The organism is Pseudoalteromonas sp. SWXJ133 (genome assembly GCF_015864365.1).
GTDB classification, from domain to species: Bacteria; Pseudomonadota; Gammaproteobacteria; order Enterobacterales; family Alteromonadaceae; genus Pseudoalteromonas; species Pseudoalteromonas arctica.
In genome coordinates, this window is sequence record NZ_JADYXJ010000019.1 from 67,522 (window position 1) to 90,450 (window position 22,929).

General features: G+C 39.1%; 16 protein-coding genes and 1 pseudogene. 6 read left to right on the forward strand and 11 right to left on the reverse strand.

Features of this window, described 5'->3' with window-relative positions; all coding sequences use genetic code 11:
* Window positions 1-19 precede the first annotated feature (19 nt).
* The 6 genes from I6F40_RS13930 to ilvG all read right to left on the reverse strand — a co-directional run bounded on the left by I6F40_RS13930 (window position 20) and on the right by ilvG (window position 7,796).
* Window positions 20-1,195: a methyltransferase gene (locus I6F40_RS13930; RefSeq protein ID WP_197193063.1), complete on the reverse strand. Its 1,176-nt coding sequence runs from the start codon at window positions 1,193-1,195 to the stop codon at window positions 20-22.
* A 61-nt stretch (window positions 1,196-1,256) separates the two neighbouring features.
* On the reverse strand, window positions 1,257-2,291 hold the full coding sequence (locus I6F40_RS13935) for an ABC transporter substrate-binding protein (protein ID WP_197193064.1): 1,035 nt from the start codon (window positions 2,289-2,291) through the stop codon (window positions 1,257-1,259).
* Between the two features lie 97 nt (window positions 2,292-2,388).
* A complete protein-coding gene (gene ilvA, locus I6F40_RS13940) occupies window positions 2,389-3,942 on the reverse strand; it encodes a threonine ammonia-lyase, biosynthetic (protein WP_197193065.1) in 1,554 nt (517 codons plus the stop codon).
* Window positions 3,943-3,944: 2 nt separating this feature from the next.
* On the reverse strand, window positions 3,945-5,801 hold the full coding sequence (ilvD, locus tag I6F40_RS13945; RefSeq protein WP_010553830.1) for a dihydroxy-acid dehydratase: 1,857 nt from the start codon (window positions 5,799-5,801) through the stop codon (window positions 3,945-3,947).
* A 103-nt stretch (window positions 5,802-5,904) separates the two neighbouring features.
* Window positions 5,905-6,150 carry an acetolactate synthase 2 small subunit gene (gene ilvM / locus I6F40_RS13950; RefSeq protein WP_010553831.1) on the reverse strand — a complete coding sequence of 82 codons (246 nt, stop codon included), beginning with the start codon at window positions 6,148-6,150 and terminating at the stop codon, window positions 5,905-5,907.
* Window positions 6,147-7,796 (reverse strand): acetolactate synthase 2 catalytic subunit, encoded by a 1,650-nt coding sequence (ilvG, locus tag I6F40_RS13955; RefSeq protein ID WP_197113549.1) that lies wholly within the window; start codon window positions 7,794-7,796, stop codon window positions 6,147-6,149. Before ilvG ends, ilvM begins: the two co-directional genes overlap by 4 nt.
* 553 nt (window positions 7,797-8,349) lie before the next feature.
* On the opposite strand from ilvG, the gene I6F40_RS13960 reads away from it, so the two are divergent.
* The 6 genes from I6F40_RS13960 (at window position 8,350) to I6F40_RS13985 (ending at window position 15,410) form a co-directional block, all read left to right on the forward strand.
* Window positions 8,350-10,020 (forward strand): phosphoethanolamine transferase, encoded by a 1,671-nt coding sequence (locus I6F40_RS13960; protein WP_197193066.1) that lies wholly within the window; start codon window positions 8,350-8,352, stop codon window positions 10,018-10,020.
* A complete protein-coding gene (locus I6F40_RS13965) occupies window positions 10,017-10,388 on the forward strand; it encodes a diacylglycerol kinase (protein WP_197181291.1) in 372 nt (123 codons plus the stop codon). Before I6F40_RS13960 ends, I6F40_RS13965 begins: the two co-directional genes overlap by 4 nt.
* The gene (locus tag I6F40_RS13970) at window positions 10,379-12,328 is read left to right on the forward strand and encodes an LTA synthase family protein (RefSeq protein ID WP_197181290.1); all 1,950 of its coding nucleotides are present in this window, start codon (window positions 10,379-10,381) and stop codon (window positions 12,326-12,328) included. Before I6F40_RS13965 ends, I6F40_RS13970 begins: the two co-directional genes overlap by 10 nt.
* 63 nt (window positions 12,329-12,391) lie before the next feature.
* Window positions 12,392-13,066, forward strand: a complete 675-nt coding sequence (locus I6F40_RS13975; protein ID WP_165728082.1) for a response regulator transcription factor — start codon at window positions 12,392-12,394, stop codon at window positions 13,064-13,066.
* On the forward strand, window positions 13,047-14,483 hold the full coding sequence (locus I6F40_RS13980; RefSeq protein WP_197193067.1) for a sensor histidine kinase: 1,437 nt from the start codon (window positions 13,047-13,049) through the stop codon (window positions 14,481-14,483). The genes I6F40_RS13975 and I6F40_RS13980 overlap by 20 nt, the downstream gene beginning before the upstream one ends.
* Before the next feature lie 48 nt (window positions 14,484-14,531).
* On the forward strand, window positions 14,532-15,410 hold the full coding sequence (locus tag I6F40_RS13985; protein ID WP_197193068.1) for a TraB/GumN family protein: 879 nt from the start codon (window positions 14,532-14,534) through the stop codon (window positions 15,408-15,410).
* 47 nt (window positions 15,411-15,457) lie between these two features.
* Here the strand turns inward: I6F40_RS13985 and I6F40_RS13990 are convergent, their stop codons facing one another.
* The 5 genes and pseudogenes from I6F40_RS13990 to I6F40_RS14010 form a co-directional block, all read right to left on the reverse strand.
* On the reverse strand, window positions 15,458-16,867 hold the full coding sequence (locus tag I6F40_RS13990) for an ATP-binding cassette domain-containing protein (protein WP_197193069.1): 1,410 nt from the start codon (window positions 16,865-16,867) through the stop codon (window positions 15,458-15,460).
* A gap of 76 nt (window positions 16,868-16,943) precedes the next feature.
* Window positions 16,944-18,674, reverse strand: a complete 1,731-nt coding sequence (locus tag I6F40_RS13995) for a response regulator (protein ID WP_197193070.1) — start codon at window positions 18,672-18,674, stop codon at window positions 16,944-16,946.
* 122 nt (window positions 18,675-18,796) lie between these two features.
* Window positions 18,797-21,130 carry a fatty acid cis/trans isomerase gene (locus I6F40_RS14000; protein WP_165724898.1) on the reverse strand — a complete coding sequence of 778 codons (2,334 nt, stop codon included), beginning with the start codon at window positions 21,128-21,130 and terminating at the stop codon, window positions 18,797-18,799.
* Window positions 21,127-21,489: a hypothetical protein gene (locus I6F40_RS14005; RefSeq protein ID WP_024591417.1), complete on the reverse strand. Its 363-nt coding sequence runs from the start codon at window positions 21,487-21,489 to the stop codon at window positions 21,127-21,129. Before I6F40_RS14005 ends, I6F40_RS14000 begins: the two co-directional genes overlap by 4 nt.
* 86 nt (window positions 21,490-21,575) lie before the next feature.
* A pseudogene (locus I6F40_RS14010) lies at window positions 21,576-22,370 on the reverse strand (VOC family protein).
* Between the last annotated feature and the right edge of the window lie 559 nt (window positions 22,371-22,929).

The following is a 22,929-nucleotide window of genomic DNA, read 5'->3' on the forward strand; positions in this document are numbered from 1 at the left end:
TTAAGTCGAGGACGGAAATTTAATGGATATTAGCAAGAATCAAAATATTACGAGGCGTTAACTGCTTTTCACAAAACGTTTTAACGCTTACTTGATAGCCTTGCTGTTGCAAATATAAAGCACGATCGAGCACAAGCCAAACTTCAATTGCTCTTCTGAACACATGTCGAACCAGTTCAACTCGGTCAGTTATTTTTTTTCGAGCAACCCCAACATCTAAATATTTATTATAATCAGTATCTTGTGGTAGGTTTGTTGCCTTTTTGTCTGCAGCCCATACACAAAATGATTTAAACGAATCTGAAAATATAGCTTTGTTAACCGAAGGTACGCTTACGTAATATTGCTCGCCAGTAATCGATTTTCTAAGTGCATCAAAACCAAGTCGCCATTCAAGTTCTATTTTACGTACTTTTTCCAGACGAGAAGGCGCTGTAACGGTTTCTTGCAATGCAAGCTTTAAGTCGCGATGCGTTAGGTTAAGCTCACTTTGGTTTGCAACCTCACTCATTGCACGGTACTCATTAGCCGTAAATAAATGATAGCAACAAGGTGAAAAGCTAATTTGTTGTACTTTCGCAAAACTTGCTTGGCACATAAATGCTTGGTGCAAACCACCACATGCGTGCAGCGCTACAGCATGCATATCAGTATTAAAAAATTGAGTGATATCGTCTTTTAATACATCTGCTTGGCTAAAGTGCATTGCCAAGCCTTGTTGCTGTGCACTTTTTTGTCCTTGCTCGCATAAGCTTTGTTGCAGTTCAATACTATGCACATTACTTGCGCCATTAAACGCAAGCATTCGACCTAAGTGCCCTTTACCCGCACACCACTCTAAAACAGGTTGCTTAGTATTAGGTAGTGCAGATACAAAATCTTGTAACTGTTCAAACTTACGACCTTTAATGCCGTTACTTATCCAAAACGGATAATCAGCTCGAGAGTGTGCAGCGCTAGGTAAATCACATAGCTTAGCAAGTTCATCAAGTTGGTTTATGTGTTGGCTAAAAAATTGGTATAGCTGATTTTGATCGTTATCAAGAACGGTTACCTGATCATCAGTTAGTTCGTTAAGTATGCCTTGCAGCTCTGGCCAAGGAATAGTGTCAAAATCAAATGCGGTGCACTGCCAATACTGACGATGGCGCATTAAAAGTGAATCAAGTGCAAAAAATTGCTCGGCTAAAGTCATAACAGCTTAAAAAATAAAAAGACAATTAATTATATCAGCTCAGTGAGTTCTCATTAAGCAGTTATTTTTGGCTAAAAATTAGCCGTAAATATAAAGGTACTGAAATGATACTCACCAAAATAGCTGCTATGAGCATCCATGATAACTGTATTTTTTCGGGCTCTTGGTATTTGTAGATAAAATGAGATTTCACTTCGTCAAATTCGTTTTGCTGTATGCCATATAAATCAGCTATTAAACGCCATTTTGCTATCGACATATGCCCTAAACTGGTGGTGGGTGGTGCTATATAATTTTTTAATACTTCAGCCTCAAAGGCGAGCTGATGAAAGCTTTTGCTCGGTGCATAGTTTTGCTGGGTGACTGCAATGGCTTCATCCATGTTCATCAATGCATAACGCCATCCCTTTAGGCTCGCTTGGTAGAATTTTTCGACTGTTTGCGGGTTTTTCTTAAGCATGTTTTCGCTGGTAAATAAAATGTCGCTATATACGTCCATACCATAACGCTGTGGGCAAACAAGCCTATGAGCTACGCCTTGCTGAGTCATATAATAAGGCTCTGTAGTAACATAAACTTGCATAGCATCTAGCTTGTTTTCAATCCAAGCCTGACCTGGACTTTCGCCATCGTAAACTTTGAGTTTATCTACATCAATGCCACTGCGTTTAAGCATAATAAGTAACTCGGTGCCGTCATTTTTGCTCACAGCAGTGATACGCTTATTAACAAAGTCACGTGGGTGAAAAATATCAGACGTGTCTTTTACCATCCAGCAGTAAGGTGAAAACTGCAATAAAGCAGCTATTGCAACAAAAGGTTGACCATTAATACGTTGCTGTAAAATACCAGAATGCCCTACACCAAATTGCGCTTCATCACTGGCTACGGGACCAAAAGTATCAGGTTTTATTGGATTCGCTTGTTTAATGATTACATCAAGGCCCACTTCATTATAAAAGCCTTTTTGCTCTGCCATGTAATAACCGGCAAATTGAAACTGATGTGTCCACTTTAACTGTAATGTGACTGATTCTTGCGCTGCGAGATGGCTCCAAAAAAAGCACAATCCAATGATTAATCCTTTAAATAGCAACAAGGTGCCCTCAAAAAGTACGACAATTACCTGTAACTATATGTAATATGCGCTATAAAGCAAGCACCCTAGTTAGGTGCCTGCCTTTAAAGAAGGATTATACTGAGGCGAATTTTTCAGCTTCTTCTGCTTGCGGCTTTGATGTTAAAAATTGGGTAAAACACGGGTTTTGTGTTTCATCTTGTACACTGTAACCTAAGCGATTCAAATGCTCGTTAAACATCTCATACTGACTCGGTTCAATAGCAAAACCTGCCAGTACATTCCCCATCGAACCACCGTGATTACGATAATGAAACAAGGTAATGTTCCAATTGCTGCCTAAAGTATCTAAAAAGCGTGCAAGCGCACCCGGATACTCAGGAAATTCAAAACGAAGTAAGCGTTCATGTAATTGCTCTGGCGCTTTTCCGCCGACCATATAACGCACATGTAATTTAGCGAGTTCGTTATCCGACAGATCGCAAAATTGATAATCGTTATTTGTTAAATCTTGCTTAAGCTCTTTGAGTTCTTCCTCGCCTTGGCGCAGGGCAATACCCACAAATATTTGGGCTTCACCAGGTCCTGCATAACGGTAGTTAAATTCAGTAATAGCACGGCCACCTAAAGAGGCACAAAACTGTTTAAAACTGCCTTTTTCTTCTTTAATAGTAACCGCTAATAACGCTTCGTTTTTTTCACCCAGCGCAGTGCGCTCTGCAACATAACGCAGGCGATCAAAGTTTAAATTAGCACCCGAAAGTACAGCCGCTAAATGTAGTCCTTTTAACCCCGACTGCTGACTCCACTTTTTAAGCCCAGCAGTTGCAAGTGCACCTGAAGGCTCTGCAATTGCACGCGTAGATACAAAAATATCCTGCATGGCTGCACATATTTCGTCGCTAGTTACTGTTACAACCTCATCGCAAAACTTTTGCGCTAAACGAAATGTTTCAGTGCCAATAATTTTAACCGCTACGCCATCGGCAAAACTACCAACGCGATCAAGCTCTACTGGCTTACCGGCTTCAAGTGCTGCTTGTAAACATGCACTTTCGTCGGCTTCTACGCCAATTACTTTTATATCTGGACGCAACGATTTAATGTAAACCGCCATACCAGCAAGTAAGCCACCACCGCCAACAGGAATAAACACAGCATCAAGCTCGTTTAATTGCTGCATTAGCTCGCGTGCTACAGTGCCTTGACCAACAATGACATCCGGATCGTCAAATGGTGGGACAAATATACCATTGCGTTGCTCTGTAAGCTCAAGCGCATAGGCTTTTGCTGCATCAAAATGATGGCCATGTAATACAACTTCACCTCCAAGTGCACGCACTGCGCTAACTTTTATTTCAGGCGTTGTTACTGGCATTACAATAGTCGCTTGATGCCCTAAGTGAGATGCACTTAATGCTACCCCTTGAGCATGATTACCCGCAGAAGCAGTAATAACCACTGAGCCTTTAGGTAATTTATTTAATTTGTTATACGCACCGCGTAATTTAAATGAATACACGGGCTGTTGGTCTTCACGCTTTAACCAGACATGGTTACCTAGCTTTTTACTGAGTTCAGCCATTTCGCTAACCTCAGTAACTTTAGCCAAAGGCTCCATGTTTGCTTGAATAATAGCGCGAAAATAATCGAGCTCTTGAGAGACCATAATTAACTAAGCGCCTCCAATTTAGCTAAGTCGCGCACAGCGCCTTTATCAGCACTTGTTGCAAGTAATGCATAAGCCTTTAGAGCAGACGAGACATAGCGCTCACGATCAACTGGCTTGTACGCCATTTTTCCGCGTGCTAATTGCTTTTGTTTACGTGCCTCAAGTTCTTCATCGCTTAGCGCTAATGTGATTTCACGTGTTGCGATATCAATAATGATTTTGTCGCCATTTTCAACATAAGCAATTGCACCACCGCTTGCAGCCTCCGGAGATACATGGCCAATTGATAAACCCGAAGTACCACCCGAAAAGCGACCATCTGTAATGAGTGCGCATTTTTCAGCTAGACCTTTTGATTTTAAGTAGCTTGTTGGATATAACATTTCTTGCATACCTGGGCCGCCTCTAGGGCCTTCATAACGAATAACAACAACATCGCCGGCTTTTACTTCGTTATTTAAAATCCCTTCTACTGAATCATCTTGTGATTCGTATACAATGGCAGTGCCTTCAAAATGTAGCATTTCATCAACTACGCCAGCACTTTTTACAACACAACCATCAACCGCTAAATTACCCGAAAGCACAGCTAAACCGCCGTCTTGGCGAAAAGCATGTTCAACGCTTCGAATACACCCATTCACGCGGTCATTATCGCCTTCATCCCAACGACACTCTTGGCTCATTGCTTTAGTAGTACGAATGCCCGCAGGACCCGCACGATAAAATTTGCGCGCTACTTCGTTAGTTGGGTCAGTTGCATCCCATTTTTTAACAAGCTCAGCCATCGTTGACCCTGCGACATGATTCACTGACATATCAACTAAGCCCGCTTTACCAAGCTCACGTACAACTGCCATCATGCCACCAGCACGGTGGACATCTTCAATATGGTACTCTGGTGTTGCTGGTGCAACTTTACATAAAAACGGTGTTTTACGAGATAAAGCATCAATATGCGACATATCAAAATCAACGCCGGCTTCTTGCGCTGCTGCGAGTAAATGTAATACGGTATTTGACGAGCCGCCCATTGCAATATCAACAACCATTGCATTCATAAAGGCTGTTTTATTGGCAATTGCGCGTGGCAATACATCTTGATTATCTTTTTGGTAGTACTCACGACATAAATCAACAATACGGGCACCCGCTTCAACATACAGTTGTTTACGGTCTTTATGGGTAGCAAGCGTGGTACCGTTACCCGGCAGTGCTAAGCCTATTGCCTCTAACAAACAGTTCATTGAGTTTGCAGTAAACATACCTGAGCACGAACCACATGTAGGACATGCAGAGCGCTCTACTTGCTCTGAATCTGCATCACTTACCGATTCATCTGCACCTTTAACCATGGCATCAACTAAATCAAGTTTAATGTCGATGTTAGCAAGTTTAGTTTTACCTGCCTCCATTGGACCGCCCGATACAAATATTACCGGTATGTTTAAACGTAGCGCTGCAAGCATCATCCCTGGGGTGATTTTATCGCAGTTTGAAATACAGATCATCGCATCGGCGCAGTGACCATTTACCATGTATTCAACCGAGTCAGCAATTAAATCGCGTGAAGGCAGCGAATAAAGCATACCGCCGTGTCCCATCGCAATCCCATCATCAATAGCAATGGTATTAAATTCTTTAGGAACTCCACCCGCTTGGGTTATCGTCTCACCCATAAGCTCACTAAGCTGATTAAGGTGTACATGCCCTGGTACAAATTGTGTAAACGAGTTAACTACGGCAATAATCGGTTTACCAAAATCAGAGTCTGTCATACCTGTTGCGCGCCATAATGCTCTTGCGCCTGCACGTTTACGTCCTTCAGTTGTTGTTGCACTTCTTAATTTAGCCATAGTTACCTCTGTTTTTGCCGCAATATAAGCGGGCATTCCTCATTCTAAAATTGGTGAATAACCGAGTGACTCAGTTACTCGTAAATTATTTTGTAATTCGTAATTACACAGCCTGTTGGTGCTGTAAATTTTGTAAAGTGACTTCTTTTACATCCACCAGCTTGTTTAGCTGACTGGTTAATAGATGAATAGGTTTATCACTATCTACCGTCATGGCTACGTTGTATAAGCCATCATCCATATTGAGCTGAAAATGCGTTAGGTTAAAACCACGATGACGCACCACTCGTAAAAAGCGTTCTACCGCTATACTTTGGCTTTTTAATGCAATAGTTAGGCTGTGTTTCATTTTGCTTTCTCCGTCATCATTTCGTCGTTAGCAGCCCCAGGTGGTACAAGTGGCCAAACATTTTCTTTATCATCAATACAGGCATGTACTATGTACGGACCTTTGCTGTTAACTAATGCAGTAATAGCATCATCAACTTGGTTAGCGTGGGTAATCGTTTGCCCTGGAATACCAAATACAGCAGCTAATTGCACAAAGTCTGGGTTATCCGACAGGTTAGTTTCAGAGTAACGTCCTTCAAAAAACAGTTCCTGCCATTGGCGAACCATCCCTAAACGCTGGTTATCTAAAATTAATATTTTTACAGGTAAATTGTTACGACGAATCGTGGCCAATTCTTGAATATTCATCATTATTGAACCATCGCCCGATACAGTGATAACAAAGTCATCAGGGCGTGCTACTTGTGCGCCAATAGCAGCCGGTAAACCAAAGCCCATTGTGCCTGCACCACCACTACTTAAATGATTACTCGGGTGAGTAAACTTCATGTGTTGTGCTACCCACATTTGATGCTGACCAACATCGCAACACACAACGCCTGTTTTTGGCATGCGTTGGCTCAGTTGGTTTAATAAGTACGGTGCGTAAACCTTCTCACCTGGGTAGTCGTAACGCCACGCGTGCTTGATATTCATTTCTTTATTTGTGTCACACCACACTTTAGGTGTTACAAAGCACTCAAGTGCAGGTAACGACGTTTTTAAATCAGCAATTAATGAAGCTTTAGCAGGTTTTCGCTTACCTACTTCAGCGGCATCAATATCTAAATGAATTACTTTAGCTTTAGCTGCAAATTTAGCTAAGTTACCCGTTACGCGGTCATCAAAGCGCGCACCTATACACACAAGTACATCACATTCTTGCACGGCAATATTAGCGGCTTGACCACCATGCATACCTAGCATACCTAAGTAATGCTCGTAGTCAGGTAACACACTGCCTAATGCTTTTAGTGTTGATACAGCCGGCATCTGAGTTTTATTTAAAAACTGCATTAACTCGTCTTGCGCATCAGCGGCTTGTACACCACCGCCTACGTACGCTACAGGCTGTTTAGCCTCACTCAACAATTGATTAGCAATAGCAACTTGCTTTAAATCTAACTCAGGTAAGTATTCATCAGCTGCAAGCCAAGGCTTAAAAGGTACTTGCGCCATTTGAATATCTTTTGGGATATCGACAAGTACAGGACCTGGTCGGCCGCTTTGCGCTAAATGAATTGCTTCTTGTAATATTTCTGCTAAGTCTTCCGCTCGTTCTACCATGTAGCTGTGCTTAGTACACGAAAGCGACATACCTAGTACATCTATTTCTTGAAACGCATCTGAACCAATAGCTGCAGTAGGCACTTGGCCGGTGATCGCCAATAATGGTACTGAGTCCATCATCGCATCAGCAAGGGCAGTTATTAAGTTAGTTGCACCTGGGCCCGATGTTGCAAAACACACACCTAATTTACGCGTGCTGCGAGCATAACCAACAGCTGCAAACCCTGCACCTTGCTCATGACGAGTAAGGTAGTGTTTGACTGGCGCGCCATACAGCGCATCGTAAATTGGCATAATAGCTCCGCCTGGGTAGCCAAATACTTCATTTACGCCGTGTTTGGCCAATAAGTCGATTGTTAGTTCTGCGCCTGTCATTAATAAACCCTCATTCCTCAGTGACAACCCAATTACATTTTTACGCTAAAAACTTTGCCTTTAAAACTAAAAAGCCCTCCGAACGGTTAAGTGCGGAGGGCTTTTTTAATGCTTAAGTTTTTAAAGCACTACGAAGCCCTCGCGGGAATAATCACCACGATAATAATCAGGACTAGGTTAAGTGCGTTTGTAAGCATGTAATTAATACCAAATTTTGTTCAATTATCGCGAAGGTTATTCCTTCGCTCTCTTTTTATATTAGTACCGCGCTAGGCCCTTTAAGTCAACACCAAAGTTAATCTAACAAAAAGACTAAAAGGCAATTTATCAGGTTTTAAAATTCATTATACAAGCTAGTAGTGGTTTTTTTATGCTCTAATTTTATTCTCAGAAATTCACTATTCTTATATCCCTTATTTAAGGTTTGATTAATTTTTAAGAATATTTTTATAAATAAAATTATTTATCACCTTCAGGTAATGCGTAGGTTCTCTTAAGCGACTCTTAAGTGTTGTTGCATAGCATGGCGTTGTTATTTTAAACGAGCCTAAATATGAACGTAATTAGTCAAACACCAGCACAAAAAAAGCCAAATCGTAGTAAACGGTTTTACATTCACTGTAGTGCAAATGCCTTTGTAGTGATGATTGCCTGTTATTACTGTTTAGTTATAAACATTCCTTTTATTCAAGGTTCGTTTAGCGCCATAACCTCTCTTGCATCTTTTTCATGGCTATTTTTACTTTCAGTCCCGCTACTTTTGTTATGCCTTTTAATTATTTTCTTTTCGATAGTGTCGGTTAGATGGTTATTAAAACCAGTTAACTATCTTTTACTGATAATTTCGAGCGCCGTGCTTTACGGCTCATTAAATTACGGTGTCGTGTTTGACTATTCAATGATTCAAAACACGTTCGAAACCGATTCAAGCGAAGCGCTGAGCTATTTAAATCCACAGCTCATAGGCTTTTTACTGCTATTTTGTGCGCTACCTGTTTTTATATTAAGCAAAGTAAAAATACACTTTACTCGCCCCCATCAAGAAGCGATTAGTCGTATAAAACTTATTGTAGCGTGCTGCTCACTAATTGCTTTAGTGGTCGTGAACTTTTACGCCGACTATGCAGCTACTGGCCGTAATAACCGCATTTTGAAAAAAGAAATTATCCCATTTCAGTATCTATCCAGCGGTTATAAATATATGCGCGATCAGCTGCTGTACACCAATATAAAGTTTAAAAATATAGATACAACACCCACTCTAATTGCGCCTAACACTACCAGCGTAACCGTTATAGTTGTTGGCGAAACCGCACGAGCAAAAAACTTTGCTTACCAAGGTTATAAACGCAGCACCAACCTTTATACACAAAAGCATAATGTAACGTATTTTAATAATGTCGCCTCATGCGGTACGGCAACAGCTGTATCTGTGCCGTGTATGTTTTCATTGCAAACACAAGATAACTTTGATCGATTAGCAGCCGACAACCAACAAAACCTGATTGACCTAGCACAACAAGCTGGCAGCGATGTGCTGTGGGTTGATAACAACAGCGGCTGTAAAAACGTATGCACCCGTGTTGTTAACATTGATATCCCGCCCAACCCATCAGCGCTTTGCGATGGAAAATATTGTTTTGATGAAGCACTTATTGCTCCACTTAAACGCAAACTCGCTAATTTAAGCCAAGCTAATACCGTTATCGTCCTACATATGATGGGCTCACACGGACCAACCTACTTTAAGCGCTACCCAGAAAAGTTTAAGCAATTTACGCCCACGTGCGACAGAAGCGACATTCAAAACTGCTCTCTCGATGAATTAGTTAATACCTACGACAATACAATTGCGTACAGCGACTTTGTTAACGCCCAAGTAATTGATCAATTAAAAATGCTGCCAAACAACATAGATAAGCAATTTTTATATGTCTCTGACCATGGTGAATCACTTGGCGAAGCCGGTGCGTATTTACATGGTTTTCCGTATAGCTTTGCACCTAGCACACAAACACACGTCCCCCTTTATATGTGGGCTGATGAGCATAATCAGCGTATTACCAATACCTGCTTAGCTAATTTAGACACCACTGCTGCACGCTCACACAACAATATTTTTCACACCCTTTTAAATTTAATTGGCATTAAAAGCAAAACGTATCAGGCATCGCTCGATTTACTTGCTAGCTGTCAAACAACATCAAGCGAAATACAACTATGAGTAATAAAACCGTTATAAAACGCCAAGGCTTAATGCGCCTTATTTTTACCTTAAGCCATTCTTTTAACGGCTTAAAATGGATGAGCCGATTTGAAGCCGCGTTTCAACAAGAGCTAGTACTGTTTTCGTTACTCGGTGTGTTTGTGTGGCTACAAGAAATTGCACTAAGCGATAAATTACTTCTTATAGCCAGCCTGCTTTTTGTATTGTTTGCTGAACTGGTAAATACAGCCGTTGAGGTTGTAGTTGATAGGATTGGCAGCGAATACCATGAGCTTTCGGGTCTTGCTAAAGATATTGCCTCAGCCAGTGTGTTTATAGCCATGCTAATTACTGCTCTTATTTGGTGGGCTGTATTATGGGCTTAACACTTAAAAGTAATAATTTTACAGTCAAGCAAGCACTTGGTCCTGTTTGGATTTTTGTTGTATTTACTATTTTGGCACTGAGTTTTTTAACACTTGCCCGCTTTGGTTTGAGTGTTTGGCAAGGTGAGCGTGTATTTGGATCGCATGCGTGGTTGTCTATATTTATAGGTGGTTTAAGGGTAGATATAGCCACTTTAAGCTACATTATTATGCCCGCATTACTACTGACTTTAGTTATGCAAAGCATAGGGTGGCAAAATAAAGTACGCGGCCTAATTAAAATTTACTTAGTGGCTATGTCGGCTTTACTTGTTTTTTTTGAAGTGATTACACCTACATTTATAAACGAATACGATTTACGCCCTAACCGCTTATTTATAGAGTATTTAATTTACCCTAAAGAAGTCTCAAAAATGATTTTTTCGGGCTATAAGTTAGAGGTACTTATTGCTTTTATAGCACTTATTTTAAGCTGTAAATTTGCAAGTAAAGTATTTAGCAATCAATGGCAAAGCAAGTCATCACTAACGAAGCTAAATCAATCAATTTTAGCGTTAGTTTTAGTATGCTTAACTATTTTAGGCGCGCGTAATTCATTAGGGCACAGGCCGCTAAACCCCGCTATGGTCTCGTTCTCTACTGATCACTTACTTAACGACTTAACCCTTAACTCACTTTATAGCGTCGCGTTTGCGGTAAAACAACTCTCTAACGAGCAATCAAGCCAAGAGTATTATGGCAAAATGCCTACCGATGAATTGCTTAGTATTGTACGCAGTAACATGCAAAATACGCCGGCCAAATTTAGCGACTCAACTGCCCCAACAAATACGTTCCATGAAGCAAGCAATACAGGTAAGCAAAAAAACCTAGTCATTATTTTACAAGAAAGTTTAGGCGCTCGTTACGTAGGCACACTGGGCGGTTTACCGCTTACACCTAATATAGACGCCCTTTATAGACAAGGCTGGGGATTTGATAATTTATATGCAACAGGCACACGCTCGGTACGTGGAATTGAGGCTGTAATTACAGGATTTACACCCACACCATCGCGTGCGGTTGTTAAGCTTGATAAATCACAACGTGACTTTTTTACTATTGCTGACTTTTTAGCGAAGAAAAATTACAACACACAATTTATTTATGGTGGCGAAAGCCACTTTGATAACATGCGCAGCTTCTTTTTAGGTAATGGCTTTAAAGATATTGTAGATACTAATAACTTTAATAAAATAGATTTTAATGGCTCGTGGGGCGCATCAGACGAAGACTTATACGACCAAGCAGATCTCGAACTCACTAAACTTAAACAACAGAATAAACCCTTTTTGAGCCTTATATTTTCAAGCTCTAATCACAGCCCATATGACTTTCCAGACGATAAAATAACGCTGTACGACAAGCAAAAGCAAACCCGAAATAATGCTGCAAAGTATGCCGATTACGCACTAGGTAAGTTTATTAAAAAAGCTAAAAAATCGAGCTACTGGGACGACACTGTATTTATAGTTATTGCAGATCACGATTCACGCGTATCGGGCTCGAGCTTAGTTCCTGTTGATCACTTTAAAATCCCGGCCGTTATTTTTGGTAAAGGCATTCCCCATAAACGCGATGACCAGCTAGCTAGCCAACTCGATATTCCCGTGACTTTACTGTCTTTAATTGGTGCAAGTGGCAAGCACCCTATGATAGGCCATGATTTATCAAAGCCAATTAGCAACAATAAACAACGCGCCATGATGCAATACGACAAAAACTTTGCCTATATGCACGGTAATAAAGTGGTGGTGTTGCAACCACAAAAACCAGCAACCACCTATACGTATAGTAATAATCAGCTTGTACCATGTGAAAACGATGAGCAACTGATTAAAAAAGCTCTCGCCCACGCGAACTTAGGTAACTTAGCTTATACAAACGGTTGGTATCATTAACCAAGTGACTTGATAATAAAGCCTTGTTAAAGTAACAAGGCTATTTTTATAAACCGAGTAAACATGAAAATCCTCGTTATTGAAGACTCCGAAGCACTAAGACGCAGCTTGCAAGTTGGCCTTAGCAACCTTGGCTTTACCGTAGATGAAACCGGTGATGGCTCAGAAGGTTTAAGCATGGCACTGACTGGAAACTACGACCTCCTCGTACTTGATTTAATGCTGCCGAGTGTTGATGGCATGAGTATTTTACAAGCACTACGTAGCAGTAATAGCCAAAGCCGTGTGCTTATTTTATCTGCACGAAGTGAACCTCAAGATAAAATTAACGGCCTTATGAAAGGCGCTGACGACTATTTAACTAAGCCATTTTCGTTTGAAGAACTCCATGCTCGAGTCCTTGCATTGCTTCGCCGTGGTTCACTGCAAAACCAACAAAATACACTGACCGTAGGCGACTGCGTATTAGATCTCTCGCTTAAAACGCTTCATTACAAGCAACATGCCATTGAGCTCACGCGTAATGAATATAAAATAATAGAATGCTTATTTAATACTCCTGAGCGGGTGTTAGGACTAGAGTTTATAAGTGAAGCAGTAGTAGGTCAGTTCGATATGCTCTCTAAAAATGCGCTTGAAGCACACATATCTACTATACGAAAAAAAGTAAGACAGTTTGATGGCGAGCTCCCTATAAAAAACAAACGTGGATTTGGTTATGTCGCAACAACAAAATAAAAGTCACTCAATAAAACGTAAACTGGTTAATAATATTAGCGCGGTACTTTCGGTGATTTTATTCACCATATTTTTAACCGTTGATTTAAGTGTGGATACTTGGGTGGAAGATCAGTTCAATCAGTCTTTAACTAACAAAGCTAACTACTTAAAAACCTTAGTTGAAGATGACAACAACGTGGTTGAATTTGATTTTGCTGGTGAGTTTATGTCGGAGTATGAAGCAGCCGATGCCACGGAGTTTTACCAGTTATGGCATGGCCGTGATGTGTTTGAGCGCTCAGACTCATTAGAACTTTATAAAAATGCTAACCTGCCTTTTTTAGAAATGCCGATAAACGAATCTAAAATTATAGATTACGAGCTTCCTAACGGGCGTGATGGCCGCGCACTTATAAGTCACTTTGTAGCCCAAAAAGATGATAAAAATCCCACTCATTCTGCTGTTTTTAATACCATGACTCTTGCGATTGCTGCGCCGACAGCGGAACTTAATAAAGTACTTATTATTATTGATGTGGTCTTTATTTTAACCTGTGTGCTTGGTGTGTTTGGTGTGCGCTATTTAGTGACGCGTATTGTAAATAAAGGCCTGCACCCGCTACACAATTTAAATGACCAAATTAAGTTACTCGATATTACCGGTGTTGCGCAAACAATAGAAAGCGACTTTAAAGTAGATGAAATAGAACCCATACGTAACGAGCTAAATAAGTTTATTACCGTTAATCAGCAACTCTATAGTAATGAAAAACGCCTAACAAGCGACATTGCACATGAGCTAAAAACCCCAATTGCTGAACTTATAAGCCTTTCAGAGGTAGCTATTCGTTATCCTGACGATAAACGTATTAGCGACACCTATACCAGTGATGTACTTAATATTTCACAGCGCATGAAAACAATTGTTAGCAACCTATTATTATTGCAGCGCTCAAGTAGCAGTACAATGCAATTAAATGCACAAAATATCATTCTAAATAGCTTAGTAAATCAAATTGTTGATGAGCTGACCTTTAAGCACCCAAGTATTAAAGCGCGTTTAAATAATGTGATAAGTGACGAACTTACACTTAATGCTGACGAATTTAGTTTAAATACCATTTTGTGTAACTTAATCGATAACGCACTATTTTATGGACTCCCTGAGGCGCCAATTAAATTAACTGCGGTAAATAACAACACAAACATGACCATTTCTGTTAGCAACAAAGTAAATCAACCATTAAGTAATGAACAGCTAACCGCTATTTTTGACCCGCTCTATCAGCTAGATTCATCTAGAACTAATAACCAGCGCCACGGTTTAGGGTTATCTATTGTGCAGAGCTTATGCAACTTAAATGGCTTTACTATTACGGCCAGTAATACCGAAAACAATACGCTAACGTTTATATTAACGTTACCTCTGAAGTAAATTTAGGTTAGTATTTACATTACTAATTTTGAGATTTAAGGACAAACCATGAATGCTCTTATCCGTGTTAGCCACTTTTTTATTGTGGCGCTACTTATAACATTTAGCCTTAACAGCTATGCAGCTCCTGCCTTATATAAAATAGAAAAAAATGGCCTCAGCTCTTACTTATTCGGCACTGTACACGTTGGTGATGCCAGCATGAAAGGCTTACCTAAAAATGTAACCGATGCAATTAGTGCAAGCAAAGAAGTGATTGTTGAGGTTGATATAAGTAAACTTACACCCCTTGAAATGCAGCAGCGTTCAATGCCATTTATGATGCTAGGCAACGGCAAAACATTGCAAACTGAGCTTTCAAAGCAAAACTATACCAAGCTAAAAGACTACTTTGCTAAAAAGTCGATTGATATTGCTATGTTTAATGGCTTAAAACCATGGGCTGTTATGGTGACTATGATGCAAATTGAATTTCAAAATGCAGGTTATTCAGATAAAACAGGCATAGATAAGCAAGTACTTGCTTACGCTAAAGAACATAAAATAAAAATAGGTGAGCTTGAAACACTAGAGCAACAACTACAGATGTTTGATGGCATGGCGCTACTGAGCAATGAAATGATTGAAGAAACCTTTGAGCAGCTAAGTGATATTAATACTTACTTCATCAAACTAGTTAATGCCTGGAAAAACGGTGATATGGATACACTAACCGATTACTACAACATGAGTTTTGATGACAGTAACTACGGTGAAATTAGCGAGCAAGTAATGCTAACTAACCGCAATAATAATTGGGTTAAACAACTCACACCGCGTTTAGCAAACGAGCAACTATTTATTGCCGTAGGCGCTCTGCATTTACCTGAAAAACACGGTTTACTTAAACAGCTACGAGATAAAGGCTTTAGCGTTACTCGTCTTTAAAATAAAAATGGGTTGAGTGAATTTTCGCTCAACCTTTCTCTGAGCTTTTAATAAAAATATTCCATTTTAAAGTAGCTCTCTATTCCTTTAATTTTGTCTGCCGCATGATGATTTACATAAATCACAGTACTTGTATTAGCAGCACAAATTTTCTCTATTAGTAGCAGTACACGTTGCCTGTTTGCTTCATCTAAGCCCAAGCAAGGTTCATCTAAAATAAGTAACGTTGGATGTTTTACCATAGCCCGCACAATTAATAACATACGTTGATCGCCGTACGACAGCTGAGTGAATGAGGTATTTTGCTTGTCACTTAAACCAATAAATGCCAGCCACTGCTTAGCAATATTAATTTGTGCATCGCTCGGCTTTTGATATAAACCTATGCTGTCATAAAAACCAGATATAACAGTATTTAAAGCCGATATACTTACGCGATAATCCATATGTAGCGCGTTAGATATAAAACCAATATGCTGTTTTATATCCCAAATACTCTCCCCGGTTCCGCGTTTAAAACCGAACACTTCAATGTCATTGTTATAACACTGTGGGTTATCACCTGTTATTAAATTTAATAGGCATGTTTTACCTGAACCGTTCGCTCCAGTAAGCTGCCAATGCTGATGCTTTTTTATAGTCCAATTGAGATTTTTGAATATGCTTACATCACTGTAACTAACTTTAGCATTACTCAATTTAACTAAGGTATTACCGGTGAATGCCTTTTGCTCTTGTTCGGTATCAGGAGATGGTACATCCAATGAGGTATGTTCTAAATAAAGTAGTTTTAGTAAATCACTCAATTGCTCACTACTTGGCTTTGCTAAAGTATGTAACAAGCAACCTTGGTTTACATAGCCATAGTGAGTAATGAATGAAGGGATTTCGTCTAGGCGGTTTAGTACAAAAACAAAAGTAATAGTTTGGCTAAGTTCTATGAGTATTTTATTAAGCTGCTGACAAGATTGTACGTCGAGTCCATCAAATGGCTCATCAAGCACGACTAACTCACTATGGGAGCTGAGTGCTTTTATAAGTAGGAGTTTACGAGTTTCACCCGTTGAAAGGTCTCTAAAATGTCTATTTAGTAATGAGCTAAATTTAAATAATTCTATTAGCTGCGCTAATAACTCATCATTATTACTATGCCCTGTAAAAATAAAGTCTTTAACGAGGGAGTGCTTTTCATGCTCTAATTCTTGAGCTAGTAACTGTTTATGTGAATCTGAAGACACGAGCATAAGCTTATTAATACTACTTATACGCTTACCAGTTTCGCACTTAGCTTCACCAACTAACGCAGCTGTCAGTGCAGATTTACCGGCTCCATTAGCACCTAGAAGCAGCCAATGTTCTCCTAGATTCACTTGCCAATCTAGGTTGCATATGTCGTAACGACTTTTGCCTTGCCCTTGTAAGTAACCATTAAATTGCTCAAGCGTAATTAACTGCACTAACTTTTCCTAATAAACCTTAAAACAGCAAGTTAACGCATATTAAAAGAGCTTAGCAAGCTTGTTATCTGTAAAATTAATTTATTTCACTAGCAACGCTAATACTATTTAATGCGTCTTTAATTGCTTGCTGGCTTATTGGCTTATGAATATGAAGGTTAGCACCGTTCTTATAAGCTCGCTCTATATCATTTTGTGAAGTATTTGCTGTTATAACAATAATTGGCATTATTTTATTAAGATCAGAGCGTATTTTTTTAATCGCCTCAAACCCATCCATTACTGGCATATTTAAGTCCATAAAAACAATATCGTATTGATTTTCACTCACCATATCGCACGCGACTTTGCCGTTTTCAGCGCAATCATAGCTTAAACCTAATAAGCTAAGTATGCGGGTCAGTAATATAGTATTTAATGGATTATCTTCAACGACTAAACACTTTAGTTTGTCATTTATTTTACGAGGGTTTGGGAGAGCTTTACTGGCAATTATTGGTAAGTGCAAAGATACCAGCGCTCCATTAGCTTCATTATTTTTGAAGGTAATTTCACCGTGCAACGCCTTTACAACATACTGAACCCGAGTGAGACCTGTTCTTAATCCTTGAAAATGGTTTGTTTGTTTAAATGAGTCAAATTCAAGATCAGTAATCTCTTTCGAAAAACCACAACCAGTATCACTTACAGTTACACAAAGTTCATCATTAAAAAGCTTTGCAGAGACAGTAATTTCACCTTCTGTCGTAAACTTAATAGCGTTACTGATTAATTCTGTAAGCGTATGCTGCAAACGTTGATGATCCAATTTACATACACAATTTAATGATTCATCTAAACAACTAACTAGTTTCAGGCCTTTTTGCTGACAAGCATGCTCGTAAGCCATTAGTACTTTATTACACGACTCTAGAAGGTTTTCATTTTTAAATTGCGGTACCCACTTACCTGTACTTAAAGCTTGCAAGTCCTGCAGTTCATCTAATATAGCTATTAACCTAAGTGCGCAGTAATTAGCTTGGGTTTTAACGCTTTGCTGCGTATCAGAAACCTTTAACTCCTCAATAGACGTAATAAGACCCTGTAAAGGAGTTCTAAATTCGTGACTGGCTCTGGCAATAAAATGCTCTTTATTTTGACTCACTTGTTGAGCGAACTCTTTTTGTTTTTGGTATTTAGACAATGCGTTACCTATTTCTTTTTCCATTGGCATAAATACAAATCTTAACTCTACAAGTAGTAAAAACATCGCCATAAGCCAAAATAATAATTCAAGGTTAGATACCCAGTTCAACTTTTGGACAGCTTGCTCTTCAAATAAATTCACTGCATGATCTAGTTGCTTTAATAGCTCTTCAACCTCAGTTACATAGAATATACGCTTATCTACTTGGCCTTGTTGATAAAGTAAATTTTCCGCTTGCTGGATATATGTTGCAACTTGGGAATCTAGTTTATGAGGAGCTAACGTATATAGCTTAATAAGCTTAGGTGTAAGGTACTGATACTCTCCATTAGCATTTTTTGAAAGTAAGTAATTATGAGTTTTTTTGAATGATACGACTGATGCTTTTAACGCTTTAGTATGCTCAGAAATATTTGTTGCCGATAATAATAACTCATTACTATGCCAAGCTATTTTTTGAGAAAGCATTCTCTGCTTACCAGCCATATTTATTATTTTTGCGTCATATTTTTGCACCGAAAAATAATACTGCATAAGTGATGCTGATGTGCTTATTAATAGTGCTATTGCTATTAATGCCCATCGGTAACGAGTACGGATATTCGCGACAACTTTAAACATACTAAGCCCTGTTTTGTTTTAAGTGTAGCTCAATTTTTTAGAACTAATAAGCAGCTTAAATAATGATTATTAAATAAAAAAACCCAACTAAAAAGTTGGGCTAATAAAATAAAACTATTTAACTATCTATTTTCTAAACGGTTATAGTCGAACATTCCATATTCTATCCCACGATATTTTTTAGCTGTATCGTGCAATATATCGCTGTATTGCCAAAACTGTGGATGAGTACGTCGTATACCAAACTTAGATTTCAATGCACCATAATCAGCTTCTATTTGCATCATAGGCAATTGCTCGGCAAAAGCATTTACTTGCTGCTCGTTATTTAAATACCAAATAGCTGCTGGATAATCTCCTATAAACCCAGGAACAATAGTCGCGGTATCTTCATCATAAGCACGTTGGCCATCTTCGTTTAATAAACTAGATATATTGTAGTGCGCATTATGATGAATAATAGTGTAGCCCTTATGGCTATTATCTTCTTGCTTTACAAGTATAAAAGAAAGCTGAGGTAATAAGTTAACCGCTTTTGCTGGCATTTCACTTATTACATTTAACGGCTTTGCCACTTCAGTGTAGTTGTATTTTTCACTTAAAACTGGCGCTAAGGCTTCTTTCATCAAGGTATATAGTTCATGCTGTGGATCATCAGTTTCATAGTTAATACCACTGGGCTGGCTAAATTCTCGGTTACTTTTAAAGAACTTAGATAAGTCAGGTGGTGAATTACGGTACCACTGCTTTTTGATTTGATTACGCTTGTGCTCAGGTAATAGAGCTAAAAAGTTTTGCTCTCCCTCTAAACGTAAAAAATCCATATATAAACGTGTAACCAATTGATGGCCTATATTTCCGTATACATCAAAGCCTGCCACAAGCAAATAATGAATACGTTCAAATAACGCATAATCAAGTATCCACGTTGTTTTAGGCTCTTGACCAATAAAACCTTTAACAACAGTTGCACTATCAAAATGGCGGAAAATAGTCAGCGCAGCATTTTTATTATGCCCATCACCTTTCCAAAGCAAGTCAGTTGTAAGATGCTCGCCACCTTTGAACATTTCGTTTGCAAGCTCAACTTTTGCCTGTAAATATTTTTTCTCACGAACTGAATATTTAACCCAGCTAGAAATAGGTAACGCATTACTTTCCTCTGCAGCAGGAAGTTCTAGCGCTTCTTCATGTTGCATTAGCATTTCCCCTACAGCAGGAGTCGCAACCTTATCAGGATCAGCAAATGCCACCCAAAAGTGATCGTTTATAACATTTAAAGCAATTTGACCACGACAAACAGGCCCTTTTATAAAGCCCATAATAATTAACTCTGCTTCATCAAGCATAAATTGATATTTAGAATTAATAGGAATAACTTCAAAAGTTTTAAATGGGTTAGATGCTGACTTAGGCTCATAACTCGGCATTTGCGTAACTGTATAATCTGGCGCTATAAACTGCTCGTACAAACGCAGTAATTTAGTTTCATTAAGCTCAAGTGGTAAATGCGTTTTAGAAAGTATGGTTGTACGCTCTTGCATAAAACGATAATAAACACGGCTAACTTTAGGGTCATCGTATGGACGACGCGTATTAATTAACTTTATTTCCTCACCAGGAGGCGTACTTGAGCGAACTAGTTTAAAAAAGCTTTGTGGGTTCTCAGACGTAAAATAAATATGTGCTAAAAACCAATGTTCATAAATATAACGTGCTGATAACTGATACTTTAAGTTATCTTGATTTAAAAATGCTTCCCAGCCCTTTATTTTATTCTGATCATACTTACTTGGTGGCTCAATATGTGACATTTTACCGCCATTTTTAAGCCAGTTCTGTAAATGATTAAACTCTTCGCGCGAAACCCCAGGTAAACCATAAGGCATACCGCCATGAGGTTGCTCGTCAGCTAATCGGTCAAACTCCCCCATTGTTGCACAGGTTTGCGAACGCCCTAATGAAAAATCAAATTCATCATCTAGCACTTCATTAGTTGGTAATTCATAGCTTTGCTTTAACACTAAACTATTAAATAAAACACTGCCCGCTAAATTCGCTTCCTCACTTTGCACGCGCTCATTTAGCACTGGTGTAAAGTTTTTCTCTCGCCATTGCTGTGTATTGGTTGCATCAAACAATAAACGGCTTGGGGTCGTTGCCAATAAACGAGTTCCATCGTAAACGAGCTCTTTACTCAAACCTCGATCAATACCTTCAGGGGATGAGAGCTTAAGCTGGCAAGGTGCGTCGTAACAACCATGGCAAACGACGCAGCGGGTATCGAGTACTGGTTTTACGTTTTGTAAAAAATCAGCTCCAGCAAGGGTAGAATGTGGAACGATACGCTCTTGCGCTTGCTCTGGTCCAAATAAATCATCGTAATGTGCATTACCTAAGTAAGCACAACCACTAAGGATAATTAATACAAATGTACTTATTATTATTTTTTTCATTCGTCCTCGTCACCTAAATCGAAGGTGGGCATCATATCCATTTGAGGAGAAACGAATGTTTTTTGACCTTCAGTATTCAAAACAATACTTAAAAGAGGCCCATGCGTTAATGTTATCTGCGCATCATGCTCTTGCTCTAATATACTTAAATACAGAGAATCAGTTATAAGCAACTCATAACCGCTAACGGTAATAGCTACACTGCTATCTTCACTTGGATTTTGGCAAATTTGAGCAAGTAACTCATCATCAAGTCCAATTGATATTTCAAAATCAGGCTGCTCTAAATCTCTATCACTTAATGATTCATCTAATAGAAATAAAGGAAGGGTTAAATTGCTATCTTGTTCAAATTCCATTGCGTTCTCTGCACTTTCTGACGATTTAATTGGCGAGTATTATAACAAACTAGCGAGTAAATTAACGCTAAAGCTAATGTAACTGTTTAAACGTCATCTATAACAGATTCGATCACCGAAAATACAGCACCTTGAGGGTCGCATATAACGCTAAAACGACCAACATCGGGGATATCTGTTGCAGGAACACATACTTGTCCACCTAAGCTAACGGCTTTATTTACTGCTGTATCGCAGCTCTCTACTGCAAAATAAATCATCCAATGAGCAGGAATATCTTCAGGCCAGCCGCTTGTCATCTCAAGCATACCGGCAATTGGGTGTCCATCAACCAAAAATAAAGTGTAGTTCATACCTTCCATTGGCTTTATTTCACTTTCCCAGCCTAGTAAAGCACAGTAAAAGTCTCTACTTACTTTACTATTTCTGGTTGCTAACTCATGCCAATAAGGAGTGTTTAATTCACCTAAGTGCTTACAACCTTTATGCTCATTCCCCTGTCATAGTGCAACAGTGGAACCTACAGGATCTTTTAGCATCAACATTCGTCCTGCATTCATAACATCATGAGGACCGGCAATAACTTCAGCACCTAGTTCTTTAGCTTTTAGCACGCAATCATCAACATTATCGACGGCAATGTAAGCCAACCAATGACTTGGGATCCTTTCACTAATTTGCTCTTTAGGCATTTCATACATAGCGGCTATATCACCACCTTGCTTTTGTAGCATGGTGTAATATATGTCCTCCCCAATAGGTTGATCGTCATACCCCCAATCAAATAATGATGTATAAAACGCCTTACCATCTTTCCAATTATGCGTACAAAGTTCTGACCAACAAAAAATGCCATGTGGATGATTATCAATTTCACTCATTATTAAACCCTTATTATTCTATTTTTATCTAAACGAGCTCAGTCACATTTTATAAACTACATAATTGAACAGATCATAAATTGAGATTAGAGCAATAAGTAAGAGGAGTCGATAAAAGAAGGGCAAAAAATTCGTTATTCAGTTGCTTCATATATGAGGCTTTTAACGCAGTTAGCGTCAGATTTAATCCCTCAAATTGATTAAATATTATTGCTGATCGATATAAATTATTTACTAAAAAGTCCTTAGCTCTAGAGGAATCCCTGAATCACTTTTTTGCAGACGTAAAAAAAGTCCGAATCATTAGATTCGGACGCTCTACAATATAAAGTCGGTACGCTACACAGTAGAATGTCGTAGTGCCCATAGCGGTAGAGAGTCACGTAGCAAATGCTACACTTTTTACGGGTGGAGATATTTTATGATTTTAGCGTCGGGAGTCGCTACGCCCGCCCTACGTGATAGGTGTTGATGTGAGTGTGTGTTAATTGCGCACATTTCACTTTTCTGCAGACGTAAAAAAGCCCGAATCGTTAGATTCGGGCTTTCTACAATTTGA

Bases quoted from the DNA above. Each gene is read 5' to 3' on its own strand.
- I6F40_RS13930 (WP_197193063.1), bottom strand. From the start codon at position 1,195: ATGACTTTAGCCGAGCAATTTTTTGCACTTGATTCACTTTTAATGCGC.
- ilvA (WP_197193065.1), bottom strand. From the start codon at position 3,942: ATGGTCTCTCAAGAGCTCGATTATTTTCGCGCTATTATTCAAGCAAAC.
- ilvD (WP_010553830.1), bottom strand. From the start codon at position 5,801: ATGGCTAAATTAAGAAGTGCAACAACAACTGAAGGACGTAAACGTGCA.
- ilvM (WP_010553831.1), bottom strand. From the start codon at position 6,150: ATGAAACACAGCCTAACTATTGCATTAAAAAGCCAAAGTATAGCGGTA.
- ilvG (WP_197113549.1), bottom strand. From the start codon at position 7,796: ATGACAGGCGCAGAACTAACAATCGACTTATTGGCCAAACACGGCGTA.
- I6F40_RS13960 (WP_197193066.1), top strand. From the start codon at position 8,350: ATGAACGTAATTAGTCAAACACCAGCACAAAAAAAGCCAAATCGTAGT.
- I6F40_RS13965 (WP_197181291.1), top strand. From the start codon at position 10,017: ATGAGTAATAAAACCGTTATAAAACGCCAAGGCTTAATGCGCCTTATT.
- I6F40_RS13970 (WP_197181290.1), top strand. From the start codon at position 10,379: ATGGGCTTAACACTTAAAAGTAATAATTTTACAGTCAAGCAAGCACTT.
- I6F40_RS13975 (WP_165728082.1), top strand. From the start codon at position 12,392: ATGAAAATCCTCGTTATTGAAGACTCCGAAGCACTAAGACGCAGCTTG.
- I6F40_RS13980 (WP_197193067.1), top strand. From the start codon at position 13,047: ATGTCGCAACAACAAAATAAAAGTCACTCAATAAAACGTAAACTGGTT.
- I6F40_RS13985 (WP_197193068.1), top strand. From the start codon at position 14,532: ATGAATGCTCTTATCCGTGTTAGCCACTTTTTTATTGTGGCGCTACTT.
- I6F40_RS13995 (WP_197193070.1), bottom strand. From the start codon at position 18,674: ATGTTTAAAGTTGTCGCGAATATCCGTACTCGTTACCGATGGGCATTA.
- I6F40_RS14000 (WP_165724898.1), bottom strand. From the start codon at position 21,130: ATGAAAAAAATAATAATAAGTACATTTGTATTAATTATCCTTAGTGGT.
- I6F40_RS14005 (WP_024591417.1), bottom strand. From the start codon at position 21,489: ATGGAATTTGAACAAGATAGCAATTTAACCCTTCCTTTATTTCTATTA.